Genomic DNA, 25,430 nt, shown 5'->3' on the forward strand with positions numbered 1-25,430 from the left:
AACCCTCAGAGGAGAACAGCGCCATGCACATCCGCCTCATGATCGACGGCCACAGCGTGGACGCCGCCTTGAACGACAGCTCCACCGCGCGGGACTTCGCCGCGCTGCTGCCGCTCACCCTCGATCTCGACGACTTCCAGGAAACCGAGCGCGTCGCCGACCTGCCGCGCAAGCTGAGCACCGACGGCGCCCCGGCGTCGTCCGACCCGAAGGCGGGTGACCTGGCCTTCTACGCGCCGTGGGGCAACCTGGCCCTCTTCTACCGCGACGGCCACCCCTCACCGGGCCTGGTCATCCTCGGCCACCTCACCGACCGGGACGACATCGCGCGCCTGGCCGACGCCGACCGCGTCCCCATCCAGCCCGCCTCCTGACCCCCGTCCCCCTTCCCAAGGAGTACTTCCCCCTATGTCCGCTCCCGCCGCTCACGCGCCGGGCAAGCTGCCCTTCGTCGTGTGGGTGCTTGCCGCCGGCACCTTCCTGATGGGCACCACCGAGTTCGTCATCGCCGGGATCCTCCCGGAAATCGCCCCCGACCTCGGCGCCAGCCTCTCCCACGCCGGACTGCTGATCACAGCCTTCGCCGTCGGCATGATCGTCGGCGGTCCGACCATGGCCCTGGCCACCCTGCGCCTGCCTCAACGCCTCACCCTCGTCCTCGCCCTGGCGGTGTTCGCTGCCGGGCACGTCGTGGCAGCCCTCACCAGTTCCTTCACCGTCGTCCTGGCCGCCCGGTTCGTGACCGCGCTGGCCACCGGCGCGTTCTGGGCCGTCGGCTTCGTCATCGCCACCACCGCCGCCGGACCCGCGAATGCCACCCGGGCCGTCAGCGTGATGATGGGCGGCCTGACCCTGGCCAACGTCGTCGGCGTCCCCGCTGGGTCCCTCATCGGTCACGTCACCGGCTGGCGCGGACTGTTCTGGGCCCTGGCCGCGCTCGCCGCCCTCGCCGCCGCCGTGATCGGGCACTTCATCCCCCGAACGGAGCAACGCGCCCGGGTCTCCGTACGCGACGAAATTCGGTCGCTGTGGCAGGGGCGCCTGTGGCTGGCACTGGCTTCGGCCGTTCTGATCATGGGCGGTGTGCTGGCCGTCTACACCTACATCACACCCCTGCTGACCGACCGTGCGGGCATCCCGGCCGGTGTCGTGCCGCTGGTGTTGATCGCGTTCGGCGCCGGCGCGCTGGGCGGCACCGCGATCGGCGGCCGGTTCGGCGACCGCCGTCCGATGGCCACCACCATCCCGGCTGCCGCGGCGACCGCGCTGATCCTGCTCGCGCTGATCCCGCTGTCCACCGCCCCGGTCGCCACCATCGCTCTGATCTTCCTCATGGCGCTGGCCGGCTTCACGATCAACCCGGTCGTCACCGCCCTCGCCGTCCGCTTGGCCGGCGACGCCACCACCTTGGCCTCGGCGCTGACCACGTCCGCGTACAACACCGGCATCGCCGCCGGTTCCGCGCTCGCCGGGCAGGCCCTTGCCTCTCCTCTCGGTGTGACCGGACCCGCCCTGATCGGTGCCGTCCTCACGGGCCTGACCCTGCTGCCGCTGATCGCCCTGGCCGTCACCAGCAAGCACGGGACGACGCGCACCGTCGCCCACAGCGTTCGCGACACGCCTGTCCCGCCGGCGCGCACGACCACTGACACGACCACTGAAGTGACGTCGGCGCAGAGCTGAACCGATCCGGCCTCCTCGCACCCCACTCACCTGGATCCGCCATGAACCCCAAGACCCCCACCTACGACTTCACCGGGCAGGTCGCCTTCATCACCGGCGCCAGCTCCGGCATGGGTCTGGCCACCGCCCGCGCCTTTGCCGAAGCGGGCGCCGCCGTCGCCCTCGCCGACATCGACGAAAAGGCTGTCACCGCCGCCGCGAAGGAACTCACCGACCACGGGTACCAGGCTCTGGCTCTGGTCTGCGACGTCACCGTCGAGGACCAGATCGCCGCCGCCGTCGACCGCACCGTGGACACGTTCGGACGGCTCGACATGGCTTACAACAACGCCGGCATCATGCCCCCGCCCACCGACGCCGCCGACGAAAGCGCCGACCAGTTCGACCGCGTCCAGGACATCAACCTGCGCGGCATCTGGGCAAGCATGAAGCACGAACTGCGCCACATGCGCACCCAGGGCAGCGGCGCCATCGTCAACTGCTCCAGCCTCGGCGGCCTCGTCGGCAACCCCGGCCGCGCCGCCTACCACGCCTCCAAACACGGCGTCATCGGCCTGACCAAGAGCGCCGCACTCGAATACGGCACCCGAGGCATCCGCATCAACGCGGTGTGCCCCGGCACCATCAGCACCCCCATGGTCGACGCCATGGTCGACGGCGGTGAACTCAACCGCACCCAGGCCGAGACCGGCCAGGCCATCCACCGGCTCGGCACCGCCGACGAGATCGCCCAGGCCGTCCTGTGGCTGTCCAGCCCCGGTGCCAGCTACGTCACCGGCATCGCCCTGCCCGTCGACGGCGGCTACACCGCCCAGTAACCGCCCGGCTTCCACCCCACCATCAGACCGTTGCAGAACAAGGAGACCCTCCATGCCCGAGCAGTCCGCCCCCGAGGAACTGAGAGATATCGCCCCCAAGCTCGTCGAGGTCACCAACGACGTCCTCTTCGGTGACATCTGGAACCGCCCCGGCCTTACGCCCCGCGACCGGAGCCTGGTCACCGTGAGCACGCTGGCCGCCCTCTACCGCAGCGAGCAACTCGACTACCACCTGGGCGTTGCCCTGGACAACGGTCTGAGCGTGCAGGAGCTGTCCGAAGCCATCACCCACCTCGCCTTCTACGCGGGCTGGCCCAACGCCATGACAGCGATCAACAGACTCAAGAAGATCGCCGACCAGCGCGACTCCTCCTGAACCTGCCTCCTCTCCCCCAACGCCCCCATCTGACAAGGATGAAGACCATGGAGCACATCACCTCCACCCCGACGGCCCAGGCGCCGGCCGAGCGGTTCACCGGCGATGTCTACCTCAACCCGATCGAGGCCCCCACCGCCCCCGCCCGCCTCGCCGCCGCTCTGGTCCGCTTCACCCCTGGCGCCCGCACCAACTGGCACAGCCACGCCAACGGCCAGACCCTCTACATCACCGACGGCATCGGCCTGGTCGGTACCCGCAACGGCCACGTCGTGCGTGTCAGCGCCGGACAGATCGTCAAGTGCCCGGCCGGTGAGGAGCACTGGCACGGCGGCACCGACACCACACTCATGGCGCACATCGCCATGGTCGTGGGCGACGCCGACAGCGACGGCACCACCTGGCTGGAGCCCGTCACCGACGAGCAGTACACCCACGCTCTCAACAGCACGAACGGGAGCTGACCGCCCTCACACGACCAGGCCAGCGCAGGCAAGGCGGGGGTCGGCACGAGGCAGCGCCACGAGAGTAGCTTTGACAGCGAAGTTGGTCCGCGCAGGTCAGCGGCTCCGGCTGGACCAACTTTGCTGTCAGAGGACAACTGCTGTCCTTTGTCGTCCTGTGGGGTCTCGAAATTCTCTGCACAGTCTCAGTCTCAGTCTCGGTCTCAGGGCTGGCTGTACTTCGACTGCCCTTGTGCCGCCGAGATGAGACTCACTGTGCAGCACCGGCACCCATCGGGCCCGCAGTAGTCGTCGGGCCCGCCGCTGATGCTCACCCCGCAGCTGTTCGTCCTGACGCCGGGTTGGATCCGCGATATCGCCCGCTACGCTCCGGCTGACGTGCCCACGTCGCTGTGCGGACGAGTATCTGGGCGGCGATTCTTCGCCGCACCCGGGGCATCCGTCTGACGGTTGGTCAGGACTTGGAGTATGAGCGCGCCCACGTACAGCAGCGCGCTCAGCCCCCAGATCGTCAAATAGGCGGAGAGCGCTGGGACGTCCGTATCCCCGACGGTCAGGGAGCCAAGGACGACCGCCGCGCCCGCGCCCGCGATGCTGCCGCCCAGGGTCTTGAGGTTGTTGTAGACGGCGGTCGCACTCGCCGTGCGGTCCGGGGTGCTGCGCTCCACGATCAGTGTGGGCAGGCCACCCATGGCCAGGCCCATGCCGAAGCCGGCAATGGCGGATGCCAGGGCGAACAGTGGCAGCGTGGTGTGGGCGGCGATCAGCCCCGCGCTGCCGGCCGCCATCAGCGTGAAGGCGAGCAACAGGGCGCGGCGGTAGCCGGTGCGGGCCGCCACTCGGGGCACGAGGCTCGCCCCGGCGAAGGCCAGGACGTGGGGCACCGCGCCCCACGCGCTGATCTCCCAGGTCGTGAGCCCGAATCCGTACCCCTCGTCGGCCGGCGAGGCGGCAAGGTAGGAGATGGCGACTGCCTGCCCGCCCAGCATCACGGCGCCGAAGACGAAACCGGAGATGTAGTACGGCGCGGACTGGGGGTGGGCCACCGCCCGGACGTCGACCAGGGCGTGCGGCCGGTCCCGTTCGAGCCGGACCCACCAGGCGAGCAGGGACAGGGAGACGGCGAGGCCGCCGAGAGTGAGCGGCGAGGTCCAGCCCCACGCCTGGCCGCGCGCCGTCGTGCCGAGGAACAGCAGCAGCGCCAGACCGAGCAGTAGCGCCCCGGTCCAGTCCATCCGGCCGGGCGCGCGCGTCCGGGACTCGGGGACCGCACAGTACGCGAGGGCCAGACAGGCGCACGCGATCGCGGCGAGGACGCAGAGCGTCAACTGGACGCCACCGGTGAGTTCGAGCAGGGGGCCCGCCAGGCTGTGTCCGAGGAGCGAGCCGAGGGTGAGCGCGCCGACGAGAAGCCCTACGGCCCGCCGTGCGCCTTCGAGGTCGAGCCGGTCCCGTACAAGACCGATCTCCAGTGGCAGCAGCGCCGCCAGCGGCCCCATCAGGGCACGGCCCACCAGGAGCACCGTCGGATTCGGTGCGAGGGCCACCAGGACAGTGCCCACCGCGACGCAGGCCAGGGCGACCCGGATCAGTCGACGGTGCCCGTACAGATCGCCGAGCCGCCCGAACACCGGTACCCCCACCGCGGCGGCCAGGAACTGGACCGCCATGTACCACTGCGCCTGCGACGCGCTGATGGACTGCCAGTCCTGCACGGCCGGCACCAGCGCCGGGCCTGAACCCTGGAGGAAGCCGCTCACCAGCTCGAAGACGACCAGCAGAGCGACGACGGGGGTGACCCGAGGCGGCGCCACCTCCTCCGTCACGCGCGGGGCCCTCATACGGATGTCCCCGCGGCGAGCCGCCGTTCCGCGAGTTCGGCGAGCAGCGCCGCCTGGCGGTGGAGCACTCGGTCGTCGAACACGGCTCGAGGGGAGTGGTTCTGCGGCGCCTTCTCCACATCCACGCCCTCGGGCGCCGCGCCGACCAGCAGCATCGCGCCGGGCACCTTGTTCAGGACCAGGGAGAAGTCCTCCGAACCGCTGGCGGGCTGCGGGGCCAGCCACACCTCGCCCGCGCCGAACAGGTCGCGCGCCGTCTCCAGGGCGAACTCCGTCGCGACCGGCTCGTTGACCGTGACCGGGTAGAGCATCTCGTACGCCACCTCTGCCTCCAAGCCGTGTGCCTGCGCGATCCCGCGCACGAGTCGCGGCAGCCCCTGGGCCAGCAGCTCGTGGTTCGCCTCCGAGTAGCTGCGTACGGTCGCCTCGAACTCGGCCGTGTCGGGGATGACGTTCTGCTGCGTTCCGGCGTGCAGCCGTCCGACGGTCACCACCACCGGGTCGAAGATGTCGAAGGTGCGCGTCACCCAGTTCTGCAGCGCGGTCACCATCTCGCAGACCACTGGCACCGGGTCCTTGGCGTGGTGCGGAGCCGAACCGTGCCCGCCCTCGCCCCGCACCGTCACCCGCAGGACGTCGGACGCCGTCATGACGGTGCCGGGCCTGGACGCGACCCAGCCGCCCGGCAGCCGGTTGGCCGACACATGGAGCGCGAAGGCCGCGTCGAGCGGCTTGCCCGCCACGTCCAGGACACCCTCATCGATCATCGCGCCCGCGCCGTTGTGCCCCTCCTCGCCCGGCTGGAACATGAACACCACGTCGCCCTGGAGGCTCTCCCGGCGGTCCGCGAGCAGCGTCGCCGCGCCGACGAGTCCGGCGGTGTGCAGATCGTGCCCGCAGCCGTGCATCCGGCCCGGCACCTCGGAGGCGTACTCCACCCCGGTGCGTTCGTCCACCGGCAGCGCATCCATGTCGCCCCGCAGCAGGACCGCCCCGCCGGGACGGCCACCACGCAGCACGGCCGTGACAGAGGACAGCTCCCGGCCGAGCGTGATGTCGAGCGGGAGACCGTCGAGCGCGTCGAGGACCTTTTCTTGCGTACGCGGCAGCCGCAGACCGAGCTCCGGCTCACGGTGGAGCGAGCGGCGCAGCCGCACGAGATCGGGCTGGAGTTCCCTGGCGCATTCCAGTGCAGACACGCTGCGTCAACCTCCTGGTACGGTTCCGGCTTTCGGTGAGGCAAGAATGAAGTGCTCGCCACCCCATCGGCCCTGAACCGCAGGAAAGACGCAAGGGACATCGAATGACGCAGCATTCCTCGCATGGGGGGGTACGGGCGCTTGACGACGTCGACCAGGCCCTGGTGCACGCACTGCAGATCGCCCCGCGGGCCGGGTGGAACGAGATCGGCGCCGTACTCGGCCTCGACGCCGTGACCGTGGCCCGCCGCTGGCACCGGCTCACCGAAGCCGGCGCCGCCTGGATCAGCTGCTCCCCATCGCCCGCCCTCGCCTCGGCGGGACAGGGACTGCTCGCCTTCGTCGAGGTGGACTGCGCCAGCGGCAGCCTGCTGACCGTGGCCCAGGACCTCTCCCAGGTGCCCCACGTCTCGACCGTCGAACACGTCAGCGGGGACCGCGACCTGCTGCTCACTGTGATGGTCCCGGACCTCGCGGCACTCACCCACTGGATGACCCGCAGCATCGGCGCGATGCCGGGCATCGTCGCCAGCCGCACCCACCTCGCAAGCACCGTCTATACAGAGGGCAGCCGCTGGCGGCTGCGCGCCCTCGACCGCACCCAGATCGCCCGCCTCGCCGACACCGAAACCGCCCGCACCGAGGCCCCTGTCTTCCCGCTCACCGACCTGGACCACGCCCTCATCGCCGCCCTTTCCATGAACGGCCGCGCCACCTACCGCGCGCTCGCCGACGCCTGCGGGGCAAGCCCGGACACGGTCCGCCGACGACTCGGCCGGCTCTTCGCCGCCGGCATGCTCCAGACCCGCTGCGAGGTCGCACGCCCCCTGTCGGAGTGGCCTGTCACCGTGATCCAATGGGGGCGCGCGGCCGCGGGAGAGCTGGAACGCGTCTCACGCGGAGTCACCGGCGCCCGGGAAGTACGGCTGTGCGCCGGCGTCACCGGCCGGAACAACGTCCTCATCATCGCCTGGGTGAAGTCCCTCACCGACGTGCAGCGCTTCGAGGTACGACTCACCCAGCGCGTACCCGGCCTGGAGATCACCGACCGAGCCGTGGCCCTGTGGCCACTGAAGCTCAGCGGCCACCTCCTCGACGAACAGGGCTACCACATCGGCGGCGTTCCTCTGGACGTTCGCACGGCCAGAGCGGAGACCCAACCTTAGGCTAGAACGCTGGGAGGAGTCCGGCCGCTCGCTCTGACCACGGGGGGGGTTCCATGGACCCCACGCCTCGTTCTGCGCGCGCCGCCGACTGTCCAGGGGCGGCAGTTCCCCGAGCAGCTGCACGGCACGAGGGTGCGGGTCGGTTTCATCAGACGCTCGACTTCCACGACGGTGAACACGGTCGCGGTCCAACGAGATCCATCCTTCAGCGTCACGAAGACATCAACGTTGCAGACCTCGTCCAAGTCCTCGCCATCGCTGGGCAGGAACGACACCAGGAAGGCCTCCAGACGGACCCGATACCAGGGCTCGTCCCACCCTCGCTCGACCGGTCCAGACAACGTGCTGCGGCACATCGCGCGAGTCTCCCTGGTCGGGGCATCGATCTAGCTTGGCCAAAAACAGGTCGGCCGAGAGATACGCGCGGTCTGGTCGACGTGCGGGGCGCCGCCCCGCTGCCGGAAGTCATCCTGACGGGCCGTCGGGCCGCCAGGCCGCCAAGCTGGAACAGCAGTTCCTCGGTCTCCGATCCGAACTCGCCGAACGTGGAGAAGAGCTCGCGCCCGCAGGCGCCGCCAACGGGAAGTCAATGGCTCTACTGAACCGCTGACCGCGTCGTCAACAGTGACTCGGCCAAGCAGATGCCGACCCGGACGCCATCACTCCCCCAGTTGGTTGGTCGACGCGATCGGCGAACTGCGCGGCGAAGCCCGCCTGGAAGCGGCGACGTGCGCAGGAGGAACAGTGGCTCGGCGAGATCGACGGGCTCGATCCCACGCTGACGTTCTTGCGCACCAAGCAGGCGGAAGCCGCGGATCTGGCACAACGGCCGGTAGTTGATCTCGGGATGCCCCGTTCCGGTCGTGACTAAAGTCGTTGACAGGTGACCCCGGTTTGATCATGTGTACCGATCAGTGCCGCCGACGGGGCACGAGGGCAGGCGGTGTCAGTTTCCGGTCCGGGGCCTCGTAGTGGTCGGCGGGGCGATAAGCGCGCTCTTGCGATCGGTCGGGGAAGCGGGCGCAGGGACTGCGACCAAGGCCGGTGACCTCCTTGAATTCTGCATCCCAGCGGATGGACAGCTGGTAGCCGTCTTTGCCAGCGATCACGCTGAAGTTCTGCTTGTTGATGGATTCGCTCCGGTCGACTTCCCAGCCATTGGCCGCGAGATGGCGCTCCAGGCGGTCGAAGGCGACCCGCACCCCGGAGCCGTCCTTCCTGACATGGGTCCAGCCGTGATGGACGTTATAGACACCGTCAAGAGGCTCGTCCTTCATCGCTTCCAGACCATCGGGGTAACACTCACCCGTCGAAGCGGAGTTGCTGGAACGGTGTTCAGCAGGATTCTCCGGCCCGGACCGCGGCTCCAGCGCGGGCCCGAGATCCAGTACACGGTAGGCGTCCTGATTGTGGGCCGCGATACGGCGCAGCATTTCCGGCGGCGGCTCTCTGTCGTACCGCTCCGGCCAGCCGTACATCACGAACCAGGCGCCGCCGAACAACACCACCACTGGTGTGACCAAAAGGGCAATGATCCAGCGTCGTCTGCGGCTGGGCGTGGAGGCGGGCTCGGGTGCAGGCATGGACGTCACCGTAGGCAGCCTCTGGCCCATACGTATCCGTGCGGGTACTCACATCCGCCCCGCCTCCCTGGGTACCCATACCTGGACGGTCAGGGCGAGCCCGCCGGACAACCGGTCATCGTGTGAAAGCTGATTTCTGCGGCGTCCGTCCCACCTCGCCGGTCTCAAGGCACGTGCCTTCTGCTCCGGCCCCTTGTCGTCATCCACCTCAACGGAATCGCTCCAGAGCTGACGGTGGCTCCGTCCCATCCCAGAGCCGGGGGGTGGGGAACTCCAAGGAGCCCCATCACCTGCGGCAACGTCGCGCTCCACTGAACTACGACTGCGCCGCAGCAGTCGCGACGATGGTCGTCAGCGGTCCGCGACGCACGACTAGTAGCTGTCGTAGCTGGGCTTACCGTTGGGCCGGTAGACGCCCAGGACGGTGCCCCCCTTTGTCGTCGAGACGCTCACCGGCTCCAGCGCAGTGGGGATCGCTCCGTCGGCGAACAGCCGCTTGCCGGTGCCGATGATCACCGGGTGGATGGTAAGCCGGTACTCATCGACGAGGTCGTGCTGCATGAGGGTCTGGGCGAGGTCACCGCTGCCCACGACGTTGATGTTGCCGCCGTCGGACGCCCTCAGCATGCGCACGGCATCGACGACGTCCCCCTCCAGCAGAGTGGAGTTCTGCCACTCGAGGGACGTCAGCGTCCGAGACGCCACGTACTTGTGCGTGCTGTTCATCCGATCGGTGAACGGATTGCCGGGATCGGCGCTCGGCCAGTAGGACGCGAAGATCTCGTACGTCTTGCGGCCCAGCAGCATCGCGTCGGAGTGCTGGTACCAACCGGCGATGGCCGCGCCGACCTCGTCGTCGGACACCATCTTCTGCCAGCCGCCGTGCTTGAAGCCGCTGCCCGCGTCCTCGTCCGGACCGCCAGGCGCCTGCATGACGCCATCGAGCGTCAGGAACGTGCAAACGATGATCTTGCGCATGGTGTGCTCCCTTCGTCGACAGGTAGACCACACCACCGCCGGAAACTCATCGGTGGAAGGTTCGTGGCGCAGCGCGCATACGGGGTGCACGGGTGGCACCCGTCGATCCGAAACACGCTCGCGCACGACCGTCGCCCTCAGGGCCCCGGTAGAGTCGCGTTCGCCCGGTTTGATCATGGAATCCCGTGGAGGGTGAGCGTGGCTGCGGGGTGCGTGTGGGCTCGTCGGCCGCTGGCGATGTTGGCCCATCCGGAGCGGTGGAGGGTGGCGCGGGCAAGGTCGCGCAGGGCGCTCATGACGGCGGGGGTGCGATGCCTGCGGATTTGACTGGCGTCTTCGGCGAAGGTCACGTCTTTCGTCCAGTGGACGGTGTTCTCGATGATCCAGTGGCCGCGCACCCAGGCAGCGATCTCAGCGGGAGACGCCTGGTGGGCCGCGAGATCGGTGACGGCGTAGACAGTCTCGGTCTGCCACTTCGATGTACCGATTCGGCGGCGTTTGCGGTGGATGCGAACAACCTGGCGGGCATGGGGGAACAGCAGACCGTTCACGCTCACCACCTTCACCTCGCGGACATCCTCACGGCCGTGTCCGCGGTCGCGGGACTGATCGAGGACCGGTACCTGCTTCCAGGGCAGTTTGGTCAACTGGCGGGCCAGGGTGGGCTGGTTGTTCTTCACCGACAGCAGATAGTGGGCCTGGCGGTCCTCGACAAGGTAGCGAGCGTGGCTCGTCCGGGAGTGCAGGGCGTCGACGGTGACGATGGAGTCGGTCAGGTCTTGATCATCGAGGGTGTCCAGCAGCGGAGCGAACTCGGGTATCTCGTTCGTCTTCGCACCGATCTCGCGCACAGCGGCAGTCAACGCATCGTGGTGGCGCACTGCGGACAGGACGAAGACGCGGCTGCCGTCCGCGCGGCCCGCTCCGCGCAGGCATGTGCCGTCCACGGCGAAGGCCGCACGACGCGGTTGCGGCGGGTCCGTCTCGTGCTGGGCGATCAGGTGGGCGCGGCGCTGTTCGCGCTCGACGGTCCCGTCCGGGCCAATCGCGGTTACCGGGCGGACCTGGAGTGTGGGGAGCCTGGTGAAACCAGCGGCGGTGAGTAGCGCGGGGTCGACGCGGGCGAATACATCGCGCAGGGTGCGCTCGCCCGGAGCCTTGAACGGCCGGTAAAGGGATCAAAAGGGCAGCCCAGCCGGGCCGGGACATCCTGGTCGCAGCGGCGTACCCACTCGGCAATGGCGGTCAGGGAGTGTGCCCGGCACTGGTGAGAGCACACACGCCGACCGCGAGCAGCGTTGCCAGCCGGAAACGCACCCCGCGCGAATTCCTCGGATCGGGCACCAGGGACAGTGCGTCGAGCTGCCCGGACGGCACCACCGCCTCGGACCGTGACGCCCCGGACTCGACCTGTGGCAGGTGCAGAGCGGACGGAACAGATGAGGGTGCAACGAGCACGGCGACCTTACCGGGACCGAACTGGTTCACCGGCCGGTGCGGTGAGTTCCTTGGTGATGAAGACGCGGCTGGTGCCCGGCGGATCGCAGGGCACCTCTCCCAGCCGCTTCCACCCGTGTTTCTGGTAGAAGCCGGGGGCCTGGAAGGTGATCGTGTAGAGCACGGCCGTGCGGCAGCCACGGGCACGGGCCTCATCCTCGGCCCGCCGGAGGATCTCCGTTCCCAGCCCGCTGCCACGCAGCCGGGGCGGCAGGTAGAAGAGGTCGAGGAAGAACAGCCCGAGCGAGGTACGCCCGGTCAGTCCGCCTGCCACCTGGCGTGTCTCGGGATCACGGACCAGGACGGCCAGAGGTCTGCGGTCGGCGATTCCCGTGTGTTCGATGTTGAAGCGGTCCAGCGCGTCGGAGATTGCCGCAACGTCCTCCGGGTTGGGGGCGTCGGTGAGCACGAAGTCCGTCTGGGGGTCGGGCTGGCGGGTAGCGGTGACGGCAGTGTCGGACGCAGTCATAAATGCTCCAGTACATGAGCGGATGCGGGTGCGGGGCCGGTGAGCCCGGCGCACGAGCCGACGCTAGGACGGGGACGCTTCGACGGACGTCGAAGGGACGTCGGCGACAATGGGCACCGTGGACATTCAGCGTGCAGGCCAGGATGTGGGTGTGGACCTGGCGGGCGTGGCCAAGCTGCTGGCCGACGGCACCCGGGCCGCCTTCTACCTCGCGCTGCTAGACGGCCGGGCATGGACGGCGACCGAGCTCGCGCGCTACGCCGGAGTCGCACCGTCCACCGCGACCTCGCACCTGAACCTGCTCGTAAACAGCGGGCTCCTCGTCGAGGAGCGCCACGGACGCCACCGCTACGTACGGGTGGCCGACCGCACAGTGGTCGAACTGATCGAGAGCCTTGCCGCGCTGGCCCCGAAGCACAGCGCCCCACCACGCTCGCTGTCGGCCTCCGGCCGGCAGCAGGCACTGGCCCGCGCCCGGCTGTGCTATGACCATTTGGCCGGAACCACCGCACTGGCCATCACCGACGCAATGGTCGAACGCGGACTCCTGGAGTGGGGACCCGAGCCGGGCCTGACCGGCAAAGGCGCCCTCTGGCTTGCCGAGGTCGGCATCACGGTGCCCGCCGGCTCACGTCGGCCACCGGTGCGCGCATGCCTCGACTGGACCGAGCGCCGTCCCCACCTGGCCGGCGCTGTGGGCGCCGCCCTGTCTGCCCACGCACTCGCCACCGGGTGGATGACGCGCATCGGCACCACCCGCGCCCTCCTCGTGACACCCGCCGGCTGCCGGGCACTGCACGACCACCTCGGCCTGCCACCAGCTGAGCTCTGAGCCTGAACCGGACCTGACCGGGCCACACCGACGCGTGATCAAGCCGGGCGAACAGGACTCTCCCCGGGGCCCTGCCGTCGCCCTCAATGTCCATTCGACTCACTCGGGCATCATCACCAGGGATCACTCTCACCGGTTCCAGAACGGATGCCATCGGGGCGCAGCTGAGATAGTTGATCGAATCGGCAGCTTCACTCCACCTCGGCGTCGGTCATGTCCGAGCCGTAGCCCGGGGCCCCGGTCCGGCGCCGGTCGGCTGCGTTCCCGAACCGGTGAGCGAGGCAATCGCAGGAAGAACGCACCGAGTTGAAGACAACCGGCGACACCGCGCAGAACTGCGACAACAGGACCTCCGGGGCAGACGAGTCGGGTTCGCAACCCTCGTGCTGCACCGGAGGTCCTGCCTTCATGCGCCCACCCGGCCGAAATCACCTGACCAGGCAACCTGTTCGACCAGAACCGCCCTCACGGTCGACAGGACCACGGCTGCCGCGCCGGTTCGCCGGTGCTCGCCCACGGCCACCGCTGTTGGTGTCACCCGGTGATGTCAGCGGGTATTGGAGACGGTCCGGACGACGGGGTGGAAGTTGATCCGTTCACGCACCACGGGGAAGCCGACCTTGGTGAAGTGCGCGGCCATGGGGAAGTTGCCCCGGTCCGTGGCGCCGGTGACGGCCTCCGCGCCCTGTTCCACCAGGAAGTGGGTGCACTCGGCGAGGAGGTCGTAGGCGTAACCGTGGCCGCGGTGCTCCGGCAGGACGCCGATGAAACCGATGGTCGGTCCGGAGGGGTTGTGCGCCGGGATGTGGATGCCGGCCAGTTCGCCTTCCGGGGTGCGGGCGAGCTGCCACCATTCCCGCGGGGACGGGCACCAGTGGAAGAATTCCAGTTCTTCCCGCGCTGCCTGGTCAAGACCGCCCTCCTCGATGGCCTTCAGCGCGTGGGCGTCCAGCGTGGCCGCGTGGATGCGGCGCACCGCGTCGAAGAAGACCGCGTCGTCGGGCTCAGGGCCGAAGACGAGGCGTCCGGGCCGCTCGGGCAGCCCGCGTTCCGGGGTCCAGCGGTACAGGAAGCGTTCCACCAGGAGCTCGTAGTCGGCGGCCCGGGCGGCGGCGAAGCGCGTCTCGGCGGCTGCGGCCAGAGCGGGGTGCTCGCGCCAGTCGCCGGGCAGGTTGATCTCTAGTTCGACCTGCCACGGGGCGGAGCGCAGGAGTTCGGCCCCCGCCCCGATCTCGCCCTCGGCGACGTCGAACCAGTTGAGGTTTACGGGTTCCTCGTCATCGGGACCGCCCCACCAGGCGCCGCGGGCGACGACGGCGCCGTCGCGCAGAGCCACCCGCTTCCAGTGGGGGCGGTGCGTGGTCCGCTGGTGCGCGGCACGAGCGTTCAGCGGGTCGGGGTGTGCGTCGAACAGATGGGCGTCGCTCTCGTCGAGCGCGCGGATGACCGTATCGGTCATGGGTTCCTCCGGGATGCGTACGGCAGGAGCGCTCCCGGTCGGATCAGAGGTGCCACACCGGGGTAACGGGGAGGGAGCGCTGGATGGTTGAGAACTGCACGGCACTCGCCTCCTTCCGTTCGTCTCACGCGGCGTGGTCCGGAGCCAGACGCTACTTGCTCACCGACGGGCCCGTCCACGGAAATTGCGAACCGTGCCGGTGAAGCCCCTGGCCTCGCCGTTTCACCGGGTTCGCGGCTGGTGGGGCAGAAACGCGAAAGCACCATCCTGACCTGGGACGATGAACTCTGCTCTAGAGCTGCGACAACAGGACCCCCGGGCAGACGAGTTGGCTTCGCAACCCTCGTGCTGCATCGGAGGTCGGGGGCCACGACTCACCAGACTCGACAGAAACACCCCCGGAGGCCGGCGCGCAGCAGGCTGCGTCCGCACGCTCGTGCTCCGGCAGGGCGCCTAGTGGCGGGGCGGCGTGCTGGCCTGAACCAGGGATCGTGCCAGGTCAGTACCCTCCGCGAGGCAGTCGATCGGGAGGGGCTGAGTGGCGACAGCACCCTCGTGCAGCACGAGGAGCTGGGTGGCGAGGGCGGCCGGGCGCGGGCAGCCGGCTGTGGCGGCGAGGTCCTTGAACAGGTTCAGCAGCCAGAGCTTCTGGTGCGCGGCGATGCGGTGGGCGGGGTGCGAGGGGTCCGGGAGCTCGGCCAGGGCGTTGATGAAAGCGCATCCGCGGGTGTTGGTCCTGCTCCAGGTCCGCAGTGCCTCGAAGGGGGCGGTGACAGCCTCGGCGGGAGTCTCGCTGGCGTCGACGGCAGCACGGACGAGCGAGCGCCAGCGCTGGTCGCGGCCCGTGAGGTAGGCCGCCACGAGATGGTCCTTGGAACCGAACTGGTTGTACAGGGTCCGCTTGGTCACTCCCGAGCGCTCGGCAATCAGGTCCACGCCGACCGCTGTGATTCCGCGGTGGTAGAACAGCTCCTCCGCGGCCGCCAGGATGCGGCGGCCGGCCGGCGTCACAGGCCGTTCTTCCTGCACTGCGGGGTTCCTTTACTGATCGGTGTACGGTGGGAGATGTTCACAGATCAGTATACCTGCGAGGAGGTTCACGCGATGAATGCGTCCCAGGTCATGCGAGCGGTGCGTATCACCGGGCACGGCGGGCCGGAGGTTCTGGAGCTGGCGGAGGTCGCCGTCCCCACTCCCGAGGCGGGAGAGGTACTGGTCCGAGTCGGTGCGGTGGCCCTCAACAACACCGACCTGTGGACCCGGGAGGGTGCCTATGGCCGGCCGGGAGACCCGGGGGCCAAGTCGGGCTGGCGCGGCCCGGTCGGCTTCCCGCGTATCCAGGGCGCCGATGTGGCCGGCCGCGTGGTGGCCGTCGGGACCGGAGTGGAGCAGAGCCTTGTCGGGCGCCGGGTGGTCGTCGATCCCGCGATCTACGACTCGGAGGGGCCGGACGCCAACCCGGTGGGTCTGATGGGGAGCGAACGCGACGGTGGATACGCCGAGTACGTGACAGCGCCGGCAGAGCGCGTCCATGATGTGACGGAATCCCCGCTCACCGACGACCAGCTCGCCTCGTTGCCCACCGCCTACGGCACGGCGCTGGGCATGATCGAGCGAGGCCGGCTGCGAAAGGGGGAAACCGGCCTGGTCTCGGGCGCGTCCGGCGGCGTCGGCCTGGCGCTGGTGCAGCTCGCCCGTGCGCGCGGCGCAACGGTGCTCGCCATCAGCAGCGGACCCAAGATCGATGCGGTGCGGGAGGCAGGCGCACACGCAGTCATCGACCGCGCAGGAGACATCGCCGAGCAGATCCGCGCCGCCGCCCCGGACGGTATCGACGTCGCACTCGACGTCGTGGCCGGCGAGTTGGTCGGTGAAGGGCTGCCGCTGCTGCGCGAAGGGGGCCGGTGGGTCATCGCCGGCGCACTCGGCGGCTACGACGTGACCTTTGACGTGCGCCGTCTCTACCTGCACAACGCCCAGGTCATCGGGTCCGCGATGCACACGCCCACACACTTCGGCCTCCTCATGGACCTGGCCCGCCGGGCGGAGGTTCAGCCCGTCATCGCCGCAGCCTTCCCCCTGGAGCAGGCCGCTGAGGCGCAGGAAGAACTCTCCCGCAGGGAGCACGTGGGAAAGATCGTCATGCACCCCTGAGTTCCCATCCGAAGGACGCATCCGACAAACCCATCCGAGGGATCGCGGGCGCAGCCATGCGCGTAGCCATGTGCGGATCGCTTGGCCTGCGGTCGCCTGCGTGGCTCTGCGCTGACCTCACCGGAGCGGGCCTGCGTGCATCTGCCCCAGGGGGGTTCAGGTCCAGGTGGGCACGTGCCCCTCGGTGTAGCGGGCGCCGAAGCCGCCCTGGGGCAGGATCTCGTCGATGGCATGGAGGTCGGCGGCGGTGAGGGTGAGGCCGGCGGCGCCGGCGTTTTCCTCGATGCGCTGGGGGCTGCGGGTGCCGGGGATGGGCACGATGTGCTCGCCCCGGGTCAGGAGCCAGGCCAGGGCGAGCTGGGAGACGGTGCAACTCCTGGACGCCGCGAGCCCGGCGAGCCGGTCGACGGCTTCGACGTTCCTCTCGAAGTTGCCCGGCTGCCAGCGCGGGTCGGTGTTGCGCAGGTCGGTGGCCCCGTACTGACCGGCGGGCTTTGCGGTGCCGGTGATGAACCCGCGGCCCAGGGGCGAGTAGGCGACGAAGCCGATGCCGAGTCCTTTCAGGACGGGGAAGAGCTGCTCGACGTCCCGTTCGAACAGGGAGTACTCGGTCTGCAGGACGGAGACCGGCTGCACGGCGTGCGCCCTGCGGATCGTCTCGGGTCCGGCCTCGCTGAGGCCGAAGTACTTCACCTTGCCCGCCTCGATCAGTTCCTTGACGGTGCCCGCGACGTCCTCGATGGGCACCTCGGGGTCCACACGGTGCTGGTAGAAGACGTCGATGTGCTCCACGCCGAGGTAGCGCAGGCTGTTGTCGGCGACCTTGCGGATGGTGTCGGGCCGGCTGTCGAGAGCACCGCCGATCTGTTCCGCAGGCCCGGACATGTCGACGCCGAACTTGGTGGCCAGGACCACCTCGTCGCGAAAGTCCCTGACCGCCCTGCCGACCAGGATCTCGTTGGATCCGGTGCCCCAGCCGTACATCTCCGCGGTGTCGAAGAAGGTGACACCCATCTCGTACGCGCGGCGCAGCGCGGCGATGCCGGCCGCCTCGTCGGTGGGTCCGTAGGCCATCGTCAGGCCCATCGCGCTGTATCCGATCGCCGAGACCTCAAGGCCCTGACTTCCCAGTGTCCGGTGCCGCATGACTCACTCCTTGGAAAGAAACGGGGAGGGATCTCCTGGCGGACCTCTGAGTCAGTGCGCTGTCGCCATCAGTCCGGCGCGGTGGACGCGGGTGTGCTCGGCGACGCGCCGGCCAAGATGGCGGGCGGTGTTCAGGTCCGCCTCGTGGACGGCGGGGGTGTCGTTGAAGCTCTGCGCACCGGCACCGAGGTAGAAGCCCAGGCGGTTGTCGTCCTGGGGGCTGGAGGTGGTGGTGTTCCAGCCCGGCAGGAGGCCCAGGCTCACCCAGAGCATCCCGTGCTGGGCCGCCAAGAGCGCCAGGTACTGCAGCGTGTGCATCTTGTCGCCGCTCATGGAACCGGAGTTGGTGAACCCCGCCGCGAGCTTGTCGCTCCAGACACGGGTCATCCACCGCTTGCTGCTGGCCTCGGCGAAGGCGTGGAACGCCCCCGACGCGCTGCCCATGTAGGTGGGAGTACCGAAGATGATGGCGTCTGCGGCGTCCATCGCTTCCCAGTCCGCGTCGCTGAGGGCGGCGACATCCACGCGCTGGACGTGCGTCCCGGCGATGGAGCGCACGCCATCAGCCACGGCCGCGGCGATCTGCGCGGTGTGGCCGTAGCCGGAATGCGACGCGATGACGATCGATATGTCGGACACGGGTGTTCCTCTCCTGCCGCGATGGCGGCGGGTTCGCTGGTGCGGCGGCGGACGGTGAGCCGCACGCTGTGACGGTCGGCCGTACTGCCCCTCCCCCGCCTCGGGTACCGCAGGAGGCCCCGGCAGGGCGTGGCGCACGCCCCAATACGGGGCCCGCGTCGACCACCAGCAGCTGCATGGATCAACGTTACGCTCAAAACCGTAACACCGATAAGGCAGTGATACGCAAAACGCGATATCGTTGTTCCATGGATGAAGGACGACGCCCCGCGCGACGCCAGGTACTGCAGGTGGCCGCCCAGCTGCTGGAGGAGGGTGGCAGCCAAGCGCTCTCCACGCGCGCCGTCGCCGCAGCCGCGGGCATCACGGCCCCCGCGCTCTACCGGATGTTCGACGACAAGGACGGACTCCTGGCCGAGCTGGCCGCCTACGGATTCGAGATGTACCTGGCCGAGAAACGCGAGGCTCTGGCACTGACCCCCGACGACCCGGTGGCCGACCTCTACCGCGGCTGGGACCTGCACGTCGACTTCGGGGTGCAGCACCCCGCGTTCTACATGCTCATGTACGGCACGGTGCAGCCCGGACGGCGCCCCCCGGCCGCCGACGAAGCGCACGCCCTGCTGGTGAAACTGCTGCGCCGGACGGCCGAGGCCGGGCGCCTGCGGATCCCCGTCGCGCAGGCCACCCGCATCATCCACGCGGCAACCACCGGCGCCACCCTGGCACTGATCGGCGAAGCGCCCCCCGAACGGGACCTGACCACATCCGCACGGCTGCGGGACACCGTCATCGCCTCCCTCACCACCAACCCGCCCACCCCACCCGGGCCGGACCTGGCCTCACGCGCACTCGCCCTCGATGCCGCACTCGAAACCACACCCCCGGCCACAGACACCGCGCTACCCCTGCGCGACACCGAAACAGCCCTGCTGCGCGAATGGCTCCAGCAACTGGCAAGCTGAAACCGCTGTCGATCTCGTACCTGCCTCTCGGTGAAGGATCCCGAGCACCGAGATCCGCCCCCTGCAGGTCCCGGCCACGCAGTGCTGCTCCGCGCTGCGGGCGCGATCTCGCTACGTTGCGCCTGGTGCCTGAACCAGGACACGGGCGCGGGCCTGGCTGCCAGCCGGGGGCCGGTGCCACGTCCCGGCGATTCAGGTGGCTTCGGGCGGTTGTCGGCGCACGGCGAGCAGGGCGATGTCGTCTTCGGTGTCCCTGCTGTAGTGCTGCAGCAGGGCATCGCGCAGGGTGTTGGGGGTGCAGGGGGCGTGTGCGGCCCGCCGGCGGAGGTCTTCCAAGGAGACGGCGAGGTCGACGCGGGGCCGTTCGATCAGGCCGTCGGTGACCATCAGCAGCACCTGACCGTCCTCGAGACGGGCTTGCGCGGCGGGTTTGTGCGGCAGGTTCAAACCCAGCAGCGGGCCATGGACGGGCAGGTAGCGCGCCTGCCCGCCGGGTGAGATGACCAGCGGCGGCAGGTGCCCGGCGTTGGCGATGTCCATGGCGCCGGAGCGCGCGTCGAGGACGACCAGGCACATGGTCGCGGTGATGTCGGGATGGAAATGCACGAGAAGGCGGTCCATCAACCGCAGGATGTGGTGCGGCTCGTGGCCTTCGAGGGCGTAGGCCCGCAGGACGTGACGCAGCTCGACCATGACCGTGGCTGCGGCCAGAGAATGCCCGGCCACGTCGCCCACGGCCAGCAGCACCCCGCTGTCCACGGCGAAGGCCGCGTAGAAGTCCCCGCCAAGCTGCGCGCGCTCCATCGCCGGTACGTAACCGACGGCGAGGTCGATGGCCTCCAGTGCGGCCAGCTTCTCCGCCCGGGGAAGGAAGGCGTGCTGCAGGTCGAAGGCGAAACGGCGCTCCTCCCGGGCCGTCTTTGCCTCGCGCTGCGCGAGCAACACGGAATCGACCGTGGCCAGCAGCTCCTCGGGGGCGACTGGGGAGGCCAGATAGGCGATAGCGCCCGCTTCCAGGCCGCGGATGCGGTCGCCTGGATCGTTGGCTTCCGCGGAGACGTGGATAACCGGGATGTGTGGAAGTTTGGGGTCGGCCCTCATCTCTTGGGCGAGTTCGAACCCGCTCACACCGGGCAGCCGCACATCAAGGATGGCCAGTTCCGGCAGGGGATCGGCCTCGTGCAAAACGGCCAGCGCCTGAGGGCCCGAGCCGGCCTCCAGCACTCGGTGGCCCGCCCGGCGCAGCACACTGCCCATGGCGAAGCGGTTCGGCTCGTGGTCGTCGACGACCAGGATCGTGGCTGTTACGGACACCGCTGCGGTCACGCGCGGAACCTACGGGGCCATGCCGGGCCTGCACAAGCCCTACCCACTCGTGTAGGTGACCTTGCCCTCCCTTCTTTCGAGGCTGCGTCCACGTGCCAGATCGCACGGGAATCCTGCGGTGGCAATGCGCCACTCTCACGGGTGACGGCGCTCTGCTCGTCAAAGCTGTCTGGCCAGTACGTTCCCTGGGCCTGGTGATCGATGAGGAGGAAGGCCAAAGGATGGGTGAGCACGGCGCGTTACGGGCCTGCGGGTCTTGATATGGGGGTGATCGCGGTTGAGGTGCCGGTGTAGATGGGGTGGCTGGTCCAGGTTGGCCACCAGGCCGGGCAGCAGCTGCCCCGCGGCGGGGTCGCGCGGTGGGCCCCGCCCGTGCTGCTGGGCCTGCCGGATCAGTTGATCTAGGTTCTCTTCCCTAATAGGACTCCGTTAGGTCTTCCGGATGCTCCTGATCAGGAGCATCCGGAAGACCTAACGGAGTCCTACTACCCCCACGTTGGTCGTCCCAGCGCCTCACGAAGCGCGGCGGTCCGTGCTCGGGCTTGCTCTGCCTCGGGATGTCCGCCGTCGGCTCGGATGGCGTCCATAGCCAGGAAGCGGAAATCCCGTAGGGCCTTCTGTGCGACCTCGTGGGCTTCCCGCAGCTCTGTTGCGAAGTCACGCGGCCCGGTTCGCGCGGCACTCTCGTCGCCTTGCTCAAGCCACGTGGCAGCGATGACAGTCCCTTGAGCGATCGCTCCGGACAACTCCGAGGCAGCAAGCGCGACTTCTTCGGGACCTTCCAACAGGACGCCTTCATAGGCCGTGCTGCCTCGTTGCATGAACGCATCCAGATGCTCTACGGCCGCTTCCCGGCGAGGCGGTTCGTGAGACAGCGCGTGACAGGTCCACAGCAGCGCATCCGCCTGCTGGCTGGCCTCTGCTGCGTAGCTGGCGTACGCCTGGCGGCGGGGCTCCCGCATCTGCGTCGCCAGATCAGCCCGTATCTGCCGCTCCGCCTGCTGCTGTTGCGCTGCCAGTTGCAGCGCCGTTTGAGATCGGGAGAAGAATCCGCTCACGCCGGCTGCGACAGCCGTTCCGCAAGCTCCTACTGTTGCGCCGAGGATTGCTGCGAGACCTGCGTCCATACCCGCATTCTGGGGCACACGGCTGCCATGTGTCCGCGTACTGAACGATCTTCTCGGCTTCCAAGTCGTCGTACTCCTGCATGGTCTTCAGGATGTCTTCGCGCGAGATGCCCCTTTATTCTCCGTGCGTGGAGGCGCCGCCATAGTGGTCGATGAGTTCGTCCGGACGGCCCTCGTGCACAGCACGCAGCCAATAGGCGTGGTGCTCGACTTCCCTTGCTGCCTGCTGGAGTTCCGCCGCTCCTAGGATGCGCAACTGCCGCACCAGGGAACGGAGTCGGGTGTGCTCAGCGTCGGCCTTGTTGCGTTGCTCGTCTTGGTCCGCGACTCGGTCAAGCCGACGGGCCAGATGAACCAGTTGCCGCGCTGAGGCCGCACACTCCTTGCAGAGGTCGTAGAGCAGCGCGTCCCAACGCCCAGCCAGGGCGTGCCGCTCCCGCCTCCTTTGAGACTGACATCACCCTACGAACCGCCCTCTCGGCGCGCCTTGGAACGCCTACGTCGACCGCCGGGTGATTCGTGCCTTCACGCGTCGGGGGCGGGATCAACCGGGTAGGTGTACCGCGTTCGCTCATCCATTGCCGAGTCTGCCGCGTACACGTAGAAGAACTCCAGGTCGCTGTCGCCGGTGTTGCGGACTCCATGAACACATCCAGATGGAATGAAGACCATACTTCCTGGCCCAACGTGCTCCTCTTGCCCCTCAAGGTGCACAATGCCATCTCCGAGCAGTACGTGATAGACCTCGGTGGCCTCGTGGCTGTGCAGCCCGAGCCATCCTCCCGACGGCACTTTCGTCAGTCCCGCCGTCAGCGTGTCCGACGGAGTCGTGCCGTCACCGATGGTCGAGGTGAACGACAGCAGGCCATCACGAGGATCGTCCCAGTCAGTCCACGAACTCTCCGACACTTGGCGGACAAAAGGCCTCGACATCGACAAGTTCCTCTTTCTGCTCACAGATACGAACGACACAGGCCGAGGTGGCCGACCCGCTCCAGTACATCTTCACCTAGTAGCGACGGCTCGCGAGATGGCCGCGGTGCGGCGCATGCGGCGGAGCCTGTAACCCCTAGGAGTTGTCGTCAAATGTCACACCCACATCAGGAGCGAAGCGAGGGTGACGGCTGCTTGGTAGGACTCGATGGTCTTCTCGTAGCGGGTGGCGATGCCGCGCCACTGCTTCAACCGGTTGAAACACCGTTCAACGACGTTGCGGCGCTTGTAGAGCTGCTTGTCGAAGACCGGCAGCCGCCCGCCGCGGCTGCCGCGCCGGAGCCGGTTACGGACCTGGTCGGCCCGTTCGGGGATGGTGTGGCTGATGCCGCGCTGTCGCAGCCAAGTGCGGATGGCCTTGGAGCTGTAGCCCTTGTCGCCAAGGACATACGAGGGGCCCACACGGGGTCGTCCTGGACCGATGCAGGGCACCCGTATCGCTTCCATCACGGCGGTGAACTGGGTGCAGTCGTTGGTGTTCCCGCCCGTGACGGTGAAGGCGAGCGGGCGGCCCAGCGCGTCGCGGACGAGATGAATTTTGCAGGTCAGGCCGCCTCTGGAGCGTCCGAGGCCGGGGCTGCAAAGCCCCCTTTGCGAGCCCCGGCGGCGTGCTGGTGAGCTCGGACGATGGTGGAGTCGACCGACACCAGCCAGTCGATGTCCCCGGTTGCGTCCGCCTGCGCCTGAGCTGCCTTGAGCATCCGCTCGAAGGTGCCGTCTGCCGCCCACCGACGGAAGCGGGTGTGGAGCGTGGCCCATGGCCCGTACCGCTCGGGCACGTCCCGCCAGGCCGTCCCGGTGCGGAACTTCCACACGATTCCGTTGAGGACCATCCGGTCGTCCAGCCGCTTCCTGCCTCGCCTCAAATGAGGAAGTAGGGGCCGAACGAACTCCCATTCCCTGTTGGACAGCTCATGACGATGTATCACCTGGCCTTGACCCACTGTTCAAGGGCACCGACGGTAGAGCGGGTCAGTTCTGCGCGGGCCGAGTCCGCCGGCTACGGCCCCGGTGCCAGAGCACGAGGGGTGTACCGATTGCGAAGGCCGCGAGCACCACGATCAAGATCCACATGCGTGGCGGAATGGGTTCCTTGGACAGGGCGAAGACGATGCCTGCGACGGCCCCGGCCGAGATACCCAGTGATGGACGCCAGTCGTCATCCCGGAGGACTGTGTCCCCGTAGAAGACCAGTAACCACGGCATCGTCATCATGGCGGCGAAGTACCAGCCGCCGCCGTCAGGAACACCGCAACCTCGACGTGATGGTCCACAACCGAGGTACACCGACCCAGCGAGCGCCCAACCGAGCATTCCGGCAACGCTCAACCCCACGAGAAACCCCAATCCCTTTTTCCCCATGCCCGGATGGTATGCGCTGGCCAGAACTCTTCGGGGACTGCGGTGAACACCTCGGACATGCAACAGAGATCCCATTTGGCGACAGGCCCTAGCAGGAGCCACGGGGTGATCATGGAACCAGACAGCTGAGGGCGCTCACCAGACACCGCGAACCGTGGAGATGGCGGGGTCACGAAGCCGCCCGCAGCACTTCGACGCCGCATTGTCGAACCGCCTGCAGCGGGTTCTGCGCAGGCGCGGCGGGTCGATGGCGGCGAGCACCGCGCCGTTGGGGTTCGGTCAGCGCTTCCGAAGGTTCATCCAGCTGCGGGGCGGTGCCGCCGAAGCGGGGTACGTCGCCGACTGCGACGTCGAGGCGCAGCCGGACGAACGGTAGGGGGTGACGCCAGGCGCCCTGGTCGATGGCGGTGTCCGCGTCGATCTCTGCGACCAGTTCGGCAGCAACCAGTGAATAGCCCACTGAACCCCACGGCCGGCAGCCCATCCCCAACCTCCCCTGGAAACAGACATCACATTGCGAACCGCCCTCTCAGTTCTGTCTCTCCTAGAGCCCCTGGTGACACACCTCCGACGCACGTTGTCCCGACACCTGGCACCCGCCACCCGATTCGCTCCGGGGCCTTTTGGCACCCATGGCTGATATCCGTGCGGCGGTTGTCAGTCCGCGAGTTGAGCGGCTGCTTGAGCCCGTAGTGCCTCCAGGTGTCCCTGGGCTTGGGAGGTGAAGGGGTGCTCAGCACCAAGGCTCTGTTCGCGTCGGCGGACGACCGCCGCCATCAGCTCAACCGCCGAGTTCACATCACCCAGTACGGCCTGAGTGCGCGCGTACACCTGCTGTGCCGCCAGTGTCAGTGCGTAGTCAGGGCCGGGTCTCACCGGAGCTCGCAAGAAACCGGCTCCCCTGCTCCCCGGCCGCTACCGCGTCGTCGGCAGCCACTGCCGTTCAGACGGCCTATCCGCACACCACGATCGCGCCTGCCCTGGGGCCGACGCGGCAGACCCGGCGGTAGGCCCCTGCAGGGCCTGCAGTCCACACTCGGCCTCCGGGAGCCTCGCCCCGCCGGGCCGGGCATCCGACACAGCGGCCGATTCGCGTCCTTGCCGCCCCTCCCCCACGGTCCGACCCTGAACGTAAGGGCCCGCGCGGGGCCGGGCAGCAGGGGGCGGGCCATGGCGAAACGCAGGCGGCCGCAGCCAAGGGACAGCCGGGGCCGGTTTACCACCGCCGGGTGGCCGATGTGGGCGACGATCCTCATCGTGGCCGTCGTCGTGCTGTGGGCGACGGGCAAGTAGCAGCGCACCGGTCAAGGGGCGCTACGCGGGCCATCCCCACGCAGGCGGGCAGCAGCGCAC

The 25,430-nt window shown here is 68.7% G+C and carries 25 protein-coding genes and 2 pseudogenes; 10 read left to right on the top strand and 17 right to left on the bottom strand.

Annotated elements, in window-relative coordinates; translation table 11 throughout:
- The first annotated feature begins 23 nt into the window (after positions 1–23).
- From OG302_RS01205 to OG302_RS01225, 5 genes are read left to right on the top strand one after another with little or no spacing between them, the layout of a single operon-like run.
- Complete coding sequence (locus tag OG302_RS01205; protein ID WP_371524905.1) at positions 24–374, top strand: cyclophilin-like fold protein; 351 nt, start codon at positions 24–26, stop codon at positions 372–374.
- A gap of 34 nt (positions 375–408) precedes the next feature.
- A complete protein-coding gene (locus tag OG302_RS01210; RefSeq protein ID WP_371524906.1) occupies positions 409–1,683 on the top strand; it encodes an MFS transporter in 1,275 nt (424 codons plus the stop codon).
- Between the two features lie 41 nt (positions 1,684–1,724).
- Positions 1,725–2,501, top strand: a complete 777-nt coding sequence (locus OG302_RS01215; RefSeq protein WP_371524907.1) for an SDR family NAD(P)-dependent oxidoreductase — start codon at positions 1,725–1,727, stop codon at positions 2,499–2,501.
- A 52-nt stretch (positions 2,502–2,553) separates the two neighbouring features.
- The gene (locus tag OG302_RS01220) at positions 2,554–2,877 is read left to right on the top strand and encodes a carboxymuconolactone decarboxylase family protein (RefSeq protein WP_371524908.1); all 324 of its coding nucleotides are present in this window, start codon (positions 2,554–2,556) and stop codon (positions 2,875–2,877) included.
- 47 nt (positions 2,878–2,924) lie between these two features.
- The gene (locus OG302_RS01225) at positions 2,925–3,341 is read left to right on the top strand and encodes a cupin domain-containing protein (protein ID WP_371524909.1); all 417 of its coding nucleotides are present in this window, start codon (positions 2,925–2,927) and stop codon (positions 3,339–3,341) included.
- A 362-nt stretch (positions 3,342–3,703) separates the two neighbouring features.
- Here the strand turns inward: OG302_RS01225 and OG302_RS01230 are convergent, their stop codons facing one another.
- Complete coding sequence (locus OG302_RS01230) at positions 3,704–5,182, bottom strand: MFS transporter (RefSeq protein ID WP_371524910.1); 1,479 nt, start codon at positions 5,180–5,182, stop codon at positions 3,704–3,706.
- A complete protein-coding gene (locus OG302_RS01235) occupies positions 5,179–6,381 on the bottom strand; it encodes a M20 family metallopeptidase (RefSeq protein WP_371524911.1) in 1,203 nt (400 codons plus the stop codon). The genes OG302_RS01230 and OG302_RS01235 overlap by 4 nt, the downstream gene beginning before the upstream one ends.
- Positions 6,382–6,485: 104 nt before the next feature.
- On the opposite strand from OG302_RS01235, the gene OG302_RS01240 reads away from it, so the two are divergent.
- Positions 6,486–7,547, top strand: a complete 1,062-nt coding sequence (locus OG302_RS01240; protein ID WP_371524912.1) for an Lrp/AsnC family transcriptional regulator — start codon at positions 6,486–6,488, stop codon at positions 7,545–7,547.
- A gap of 143 nt (positions 7,548–7,690) precedes the next feature.
- On the opposite strand, the pseudogene OG302_RS01245 reads toward OG302_RS01240, so the two are convergent.
- The 5 genes and pseudogenes from OG302_RS01245 to OG302_RS01265 all read right to left on the bottom strand — a co-directional run.
- Positions 7,691–7,903: pseudogene (locus OG302_RS01245) on the bottom strand (hypothetical protein); the annotation flags it as partial.
- 555 nt (positions 7,904–8,458) lie between these two features.
- Entirely contained in the window at positions 8,459–9,130 is a 672-nt protein-coding gene (locus OG302_RS01250) for a hypothetical protein (RefSeq protein WP_371524913.1), read from the bottom strand.
- 372 nt (positions 9,131–9,502) lie between these two features.
- Positions 9,503–10,108 (bottom strand): dihydrofolate reductase family protein, encoded by a 606-nt coding sequence (locus OG302_RS01255; protein WP_371524914.1) that lies wholly within the window; start codon positions 10,106–10,108, stop codon positions 9,503–9,505.
- Positions 10,109–10,281: 173 nt separating this feature from the next.
- Positions 10,282–11,055: an ISAs1 family transposase gene (locus OG302_RS01260; protein WP_371524915.1), complete on the bottom strand. Its 774-nt coding sequence runs from the start codon at positions 11,053–11,055 to the stop codon at positions 10,282–10,284.
- A gap of 518 nt (positions 11,056–11,573) precedes the next feature.
- Positions 11,574–12,074 (bottom strand): GNAT family N-acetyltransferase, encoded by a 501-nt coding sequence (locus OG302_RS01265; RefSeq protein ID WP_371524916.1) that lies wholly within the window; start codon positions 12,072–12,074, stop codon positions 11,574–11,576.
- A gap of 109 nt (positions 12,075–12,183) precedes the next feature.
- Here OG302_RS01265 and OG302_RS01270 point away from each other — a divergent pair, with 109 nt between their 5' ends.
- Positions 12,184–12,906, top strand: coding sequence for an ArsR/SmtB family transcription factor (locus OG302_RS01270; RefSeq protein ID WP_371524917.1), 723 nt, complete (start codon positions 12,184–12,186; stop codon positions 12,904–12,906).
- A gap of 547 nt (positions 12,907–13,453) precedes the next feature.
- Here the strand turns inward: OG302_RS01270 and OG302_RS01275 are convergent.
- A complete protein-coding gene (locus tag OG302_RS01275) occupies positions 13,454–14,365 on the bottom strand; it encodes a GNAT family N-acetyltransferase (RefSeq protein ID WP_371524918.1) in 912 nt (303 codons plus the stop codon).
- Positions 14,366–14,818: 453 nt separating this feature from the next.
- Positions 14,819–15,376: a TetR/AcrR family transcriptional regulator gene (locus tag OG302_RS01280; RefSeq protein WP_371524919.1), complete on the bottom strand. Its 558-nt coding sequence runs from the start codon at positions 15,374–15,376 to the stop codon at positions 14,819–14,821.
- A gap of 93 nt (positions 15,377–15,469) precedes the next feature.
- On the opposite strand from OG302_RS01280, the gene OG302_RS01285 reads away from it, so the two are divergent.
- Positions 15,470–16,519, top strand: a complete 1,050-nt coding sequence (locus tag OG302_RS01285) for a zinc-binding dehydrogenase (protein WP_371524920.1) — start codon at positions 15,470–15,472, stop codon at positions 16,517–16,519.
- Between the two features lie 156 nt (positions 16,520–16,675).
- Here OG302_RS01285 and OG302_RS01290 read toward each other — a convergent pair whose 3' ends face one another.
- Positions 16,676–17,665, bottom strand: coding sequence for an aldo/keto reductase (locus OG302_RS01290; protein ID WP_371524921.1), 990 nt, complete (start codon positions 17,663–17,665; stop codon positions 16,676–16,678).
- A gap of 51 nt (positions 17,666–17,716) precedes the next feature.
- The gene (locus tag OG302_RS01295) at positions 17,717–18,304 is read right to left on the bottom strand and encodes a flavodoxin family protein (RefSeq protein WP_371524922.1); all 588 of its coding nucleotides are present in this window, start codon (positions 18,302–18,304) and stop codon (positions 17,717–17,719) included.
- Between the two features lie 248 nt (positions 18,305–18,552).
- Here OG302_RS01295 and OG302_RS01300 point away from each other — a divergent pair, with 248 nt between their 5' ends.
- On the top strand, positions 18,553–19,269 hold the full coding sequence (locus OG302_RS01300; RefSeq protein ID WP_371524923.1) for a TetR/AcrR family transcriptional regulator: 717 nt from the start codon (positions 18,553–18,555) through the stop codon (positions 19,267–19,269).
- 192 nt (positions 19,270–19,461) lie between these two features.
- Here OG302_RS01300 and OG302_RS01305 read toward each other — a convergent pair whose 3' ends face one another.
- From OG302_RS01305 to OG302_RS01330, 6 genes and pseudogenes are all read right to left on the bottom strand, one after another.
- On the bottom strand, positions 19,462–20,595 hold the full coding sequence (locus OG302_RS01305; RefSeq protein ID WP_371524924.1) for a PP2C family protein-serine/threonine phosphatase: 1,134 nt from the start codon (positions 20,593–20,595) through the stop codon (positions 19,462–19,464).
- A gap of 485 nt (positions 20,596–21,080) precedes the next feature.
- The gene (locus OG302_RS01310) at positions 21,081–21,653 is read right to left on the bottom strand and encodes a hypothetical protein (RefSeq protein WP_371524925.1); all 573 of its coding nucleotides are present in this window, start codon (positions 21,651–21,653) and stop codon (positions 21,081–21,083) included.
- Positions 21,654–22,247: 594 nt separating this feature from the next.
- Positions 22,248–22,631 (bottom strand): cupin domain-containing protein, encoded by a 384-nt coding sequence (locus tag OG302_RS01315; RefSeq protein ID WP_371524926.1) that lies wholly within the window; start codon positions 22,629–22,631, stop codon positions 22,248–22,250.
- Positions 22,632–22,811: 180 nt separating this feature from the next.
- Positions 22,812–23,641 (bottom strand): annotated as a pseudogene (locus tag OG302_RS01320) (IS5 family transposase).
- Positions 23,642–23,687: 46 nt separating this feature from the next.
- On the bottom strand, positions 23,688–24,077 hold the full coding sequence (locus tag OG302_RS01325; protein ID WP_371524927.1) for a hypothetical protein: 390 nt from the start codon (positions 24,075–24,077) through the stop codon (positions 23,688–23,690).
- A gap of 169 nt (positions 24,078–24,246) precedes the next feature.
- Positions 24,247–24,537, bottom strand: a complete 291-nt coding sequence (locus OG302_RS01330) for a hypothetical protein (RefSeq protein WP_371524928.1) — start codon at positions 24,535–24,537, stop codon at positions 24,247–24,249.
- Between the two features lie 710 nt (positions 24,538–25,247).
- Between OG302_RS01330 and OG302_RS01335 the strand changes: the two genes are divergently transcribed.
- Complete coding sequence (locus OG302_RS01335; protein ID WP_371524929.1) at positions 25,248–25,370, top strand: hypothetical protein; 123 nt, start codon at positions 25,248–25,250, stop codon at positions 25,368–25,370.
- The last annotated feature ends 60 nt before the right edge of the window (positions 25,371–25,430 follow it).

This window comes from Streptomyces sp. NBC_01283 (assembly GCF_041435335.1).
Classification (GTDB): Bacteria; Actinomycetota; Actinomycetes; order Streptomycetales; family Streptomycetaceae; genus Streptomyces.

Excerpts from the sequence above, each read along its gene's own strand:
- OG302_RS01205 (WP_371524905.1), top strand. The coding sequence starts at position 24 with ATGCACATCCGCCTCATGATCGACGGCCACAGCGTGGACGCCGCCTTG.
- OG302_RS01210 (WP_371524906.1), top strand. The coding sequence starts at position 409 with ATGTCCGCTCCCGCCGCTCACGCGCCGGGCAAGCTGCCCTTCGTCGTG.
- OG302_RS01215 (WP_371524907.1), top strand. The coding sequence starts at position 1,725 with ATGAACCCCAAGACCCCCACCTACGACTTCACCGGGCAGGTCGCCTTC.
- OG302_RS01220 (WP_371524908.1), top strand. The coding sequence starts at position 2,554 with ATGCCCGAGCAGTCCGCCCCCGAGGAACTGAGAGATATCGCCCCCAAG.
- OG302_RS01225 (WP_371524909.1), top strand. The coding sequence starts at position 2,925 with ATGGAGCACATCACCTCCACCCCGACGGCCCAGGCGCCGGCCGAGCGG.
- OG302_RS01230 (WP_371524910.1), bottom strand. The coding sequence starts at position 5,182 with ATGAGGGCCCCGCGCGTGACGGAGGAGGTGGCGCCGCCTCGGGTCACC.
- OG302_RS01240 (WP_371524912.1), top strand. The coding sequence starts at position 6,486 with ATGACGCAGCATTCCTCGCATGGGGGGGTACGGGCGCTTGACGACGTC.
- OG302_RS01250 (WP_371524913.1), bottom strand. The coding sequence starts at position 9,130 with ATGCCTGCACCCGAGCCCGCCTCCACGCCCAGCCGCAGACGACGCTGG.
- OG302_RS01255 (WP_371524914.1), bottom strand. The coding sequence starts at position 10,108 with ATGCGCAAGATCATCGTTTGCACGTTCCTGACGCTCGATGGCGTCATG.
- OG302_RS01265 (WP_371524916.1), bottom strand. The coding sequence starts at position 12,074 with ATGACTGCGTCCGACACTGCCGTCACCGCTACCCGCCAGCCCGACCCC.
- OG302_RS01270 (WP_371524917.1), top strand. The coding sequence starts at position 12,184 with ATGGGCACCGTGGACATTCAGCGTGCAGGCCAGGATGTGGGTGTGGAC.
- OG302_RS01275 (WP_371524918.1), bottom strand. The coding sequence starts at position 14,365 with ATGACCGATACGGTCATCCGCGCGCTCGACGAGAGCGACGCCCATCTG.
- OG302_RS01285 (WP_371524920.1), top strand. The coding sequence starts at position 15,470 with ATGAATGCGTCCCAGGTCATGCGAGCGGTGCGTATCACCGGGCACGGC.
- OG302_RS01290 (WP_371524921.1), bottom strand. The coding sequence starts at position 17,665 with ATGCGGCACCGGACACTGGGAAGTCAGGGCCTTGAGGTCTCGGCGATC.
- OG302_RS01300 (WP_371524923.1), top strand. The coding sequence starts at position 18,553 with ATGGATGAAGGACGACGCCCCGCGCGACGCCAGGTACTGCAGGTGGCC.
- OG302_RS01325 (WP_371524927.1), bottom strand. The coding sequence starts at position 24,077 with ATGGGGAAAAAGGGATTGGGGTTTCTCGTGGGGTTGAGCGTTGCCGGA.
- OG302_RS01335 (WP_371524929.1), top strand. The coding sequence starts at position 25,248 with ATGGCGAAACGCAGGCGGCCGCAGCCAAGGGACAGCCGGGGCCGGTTT.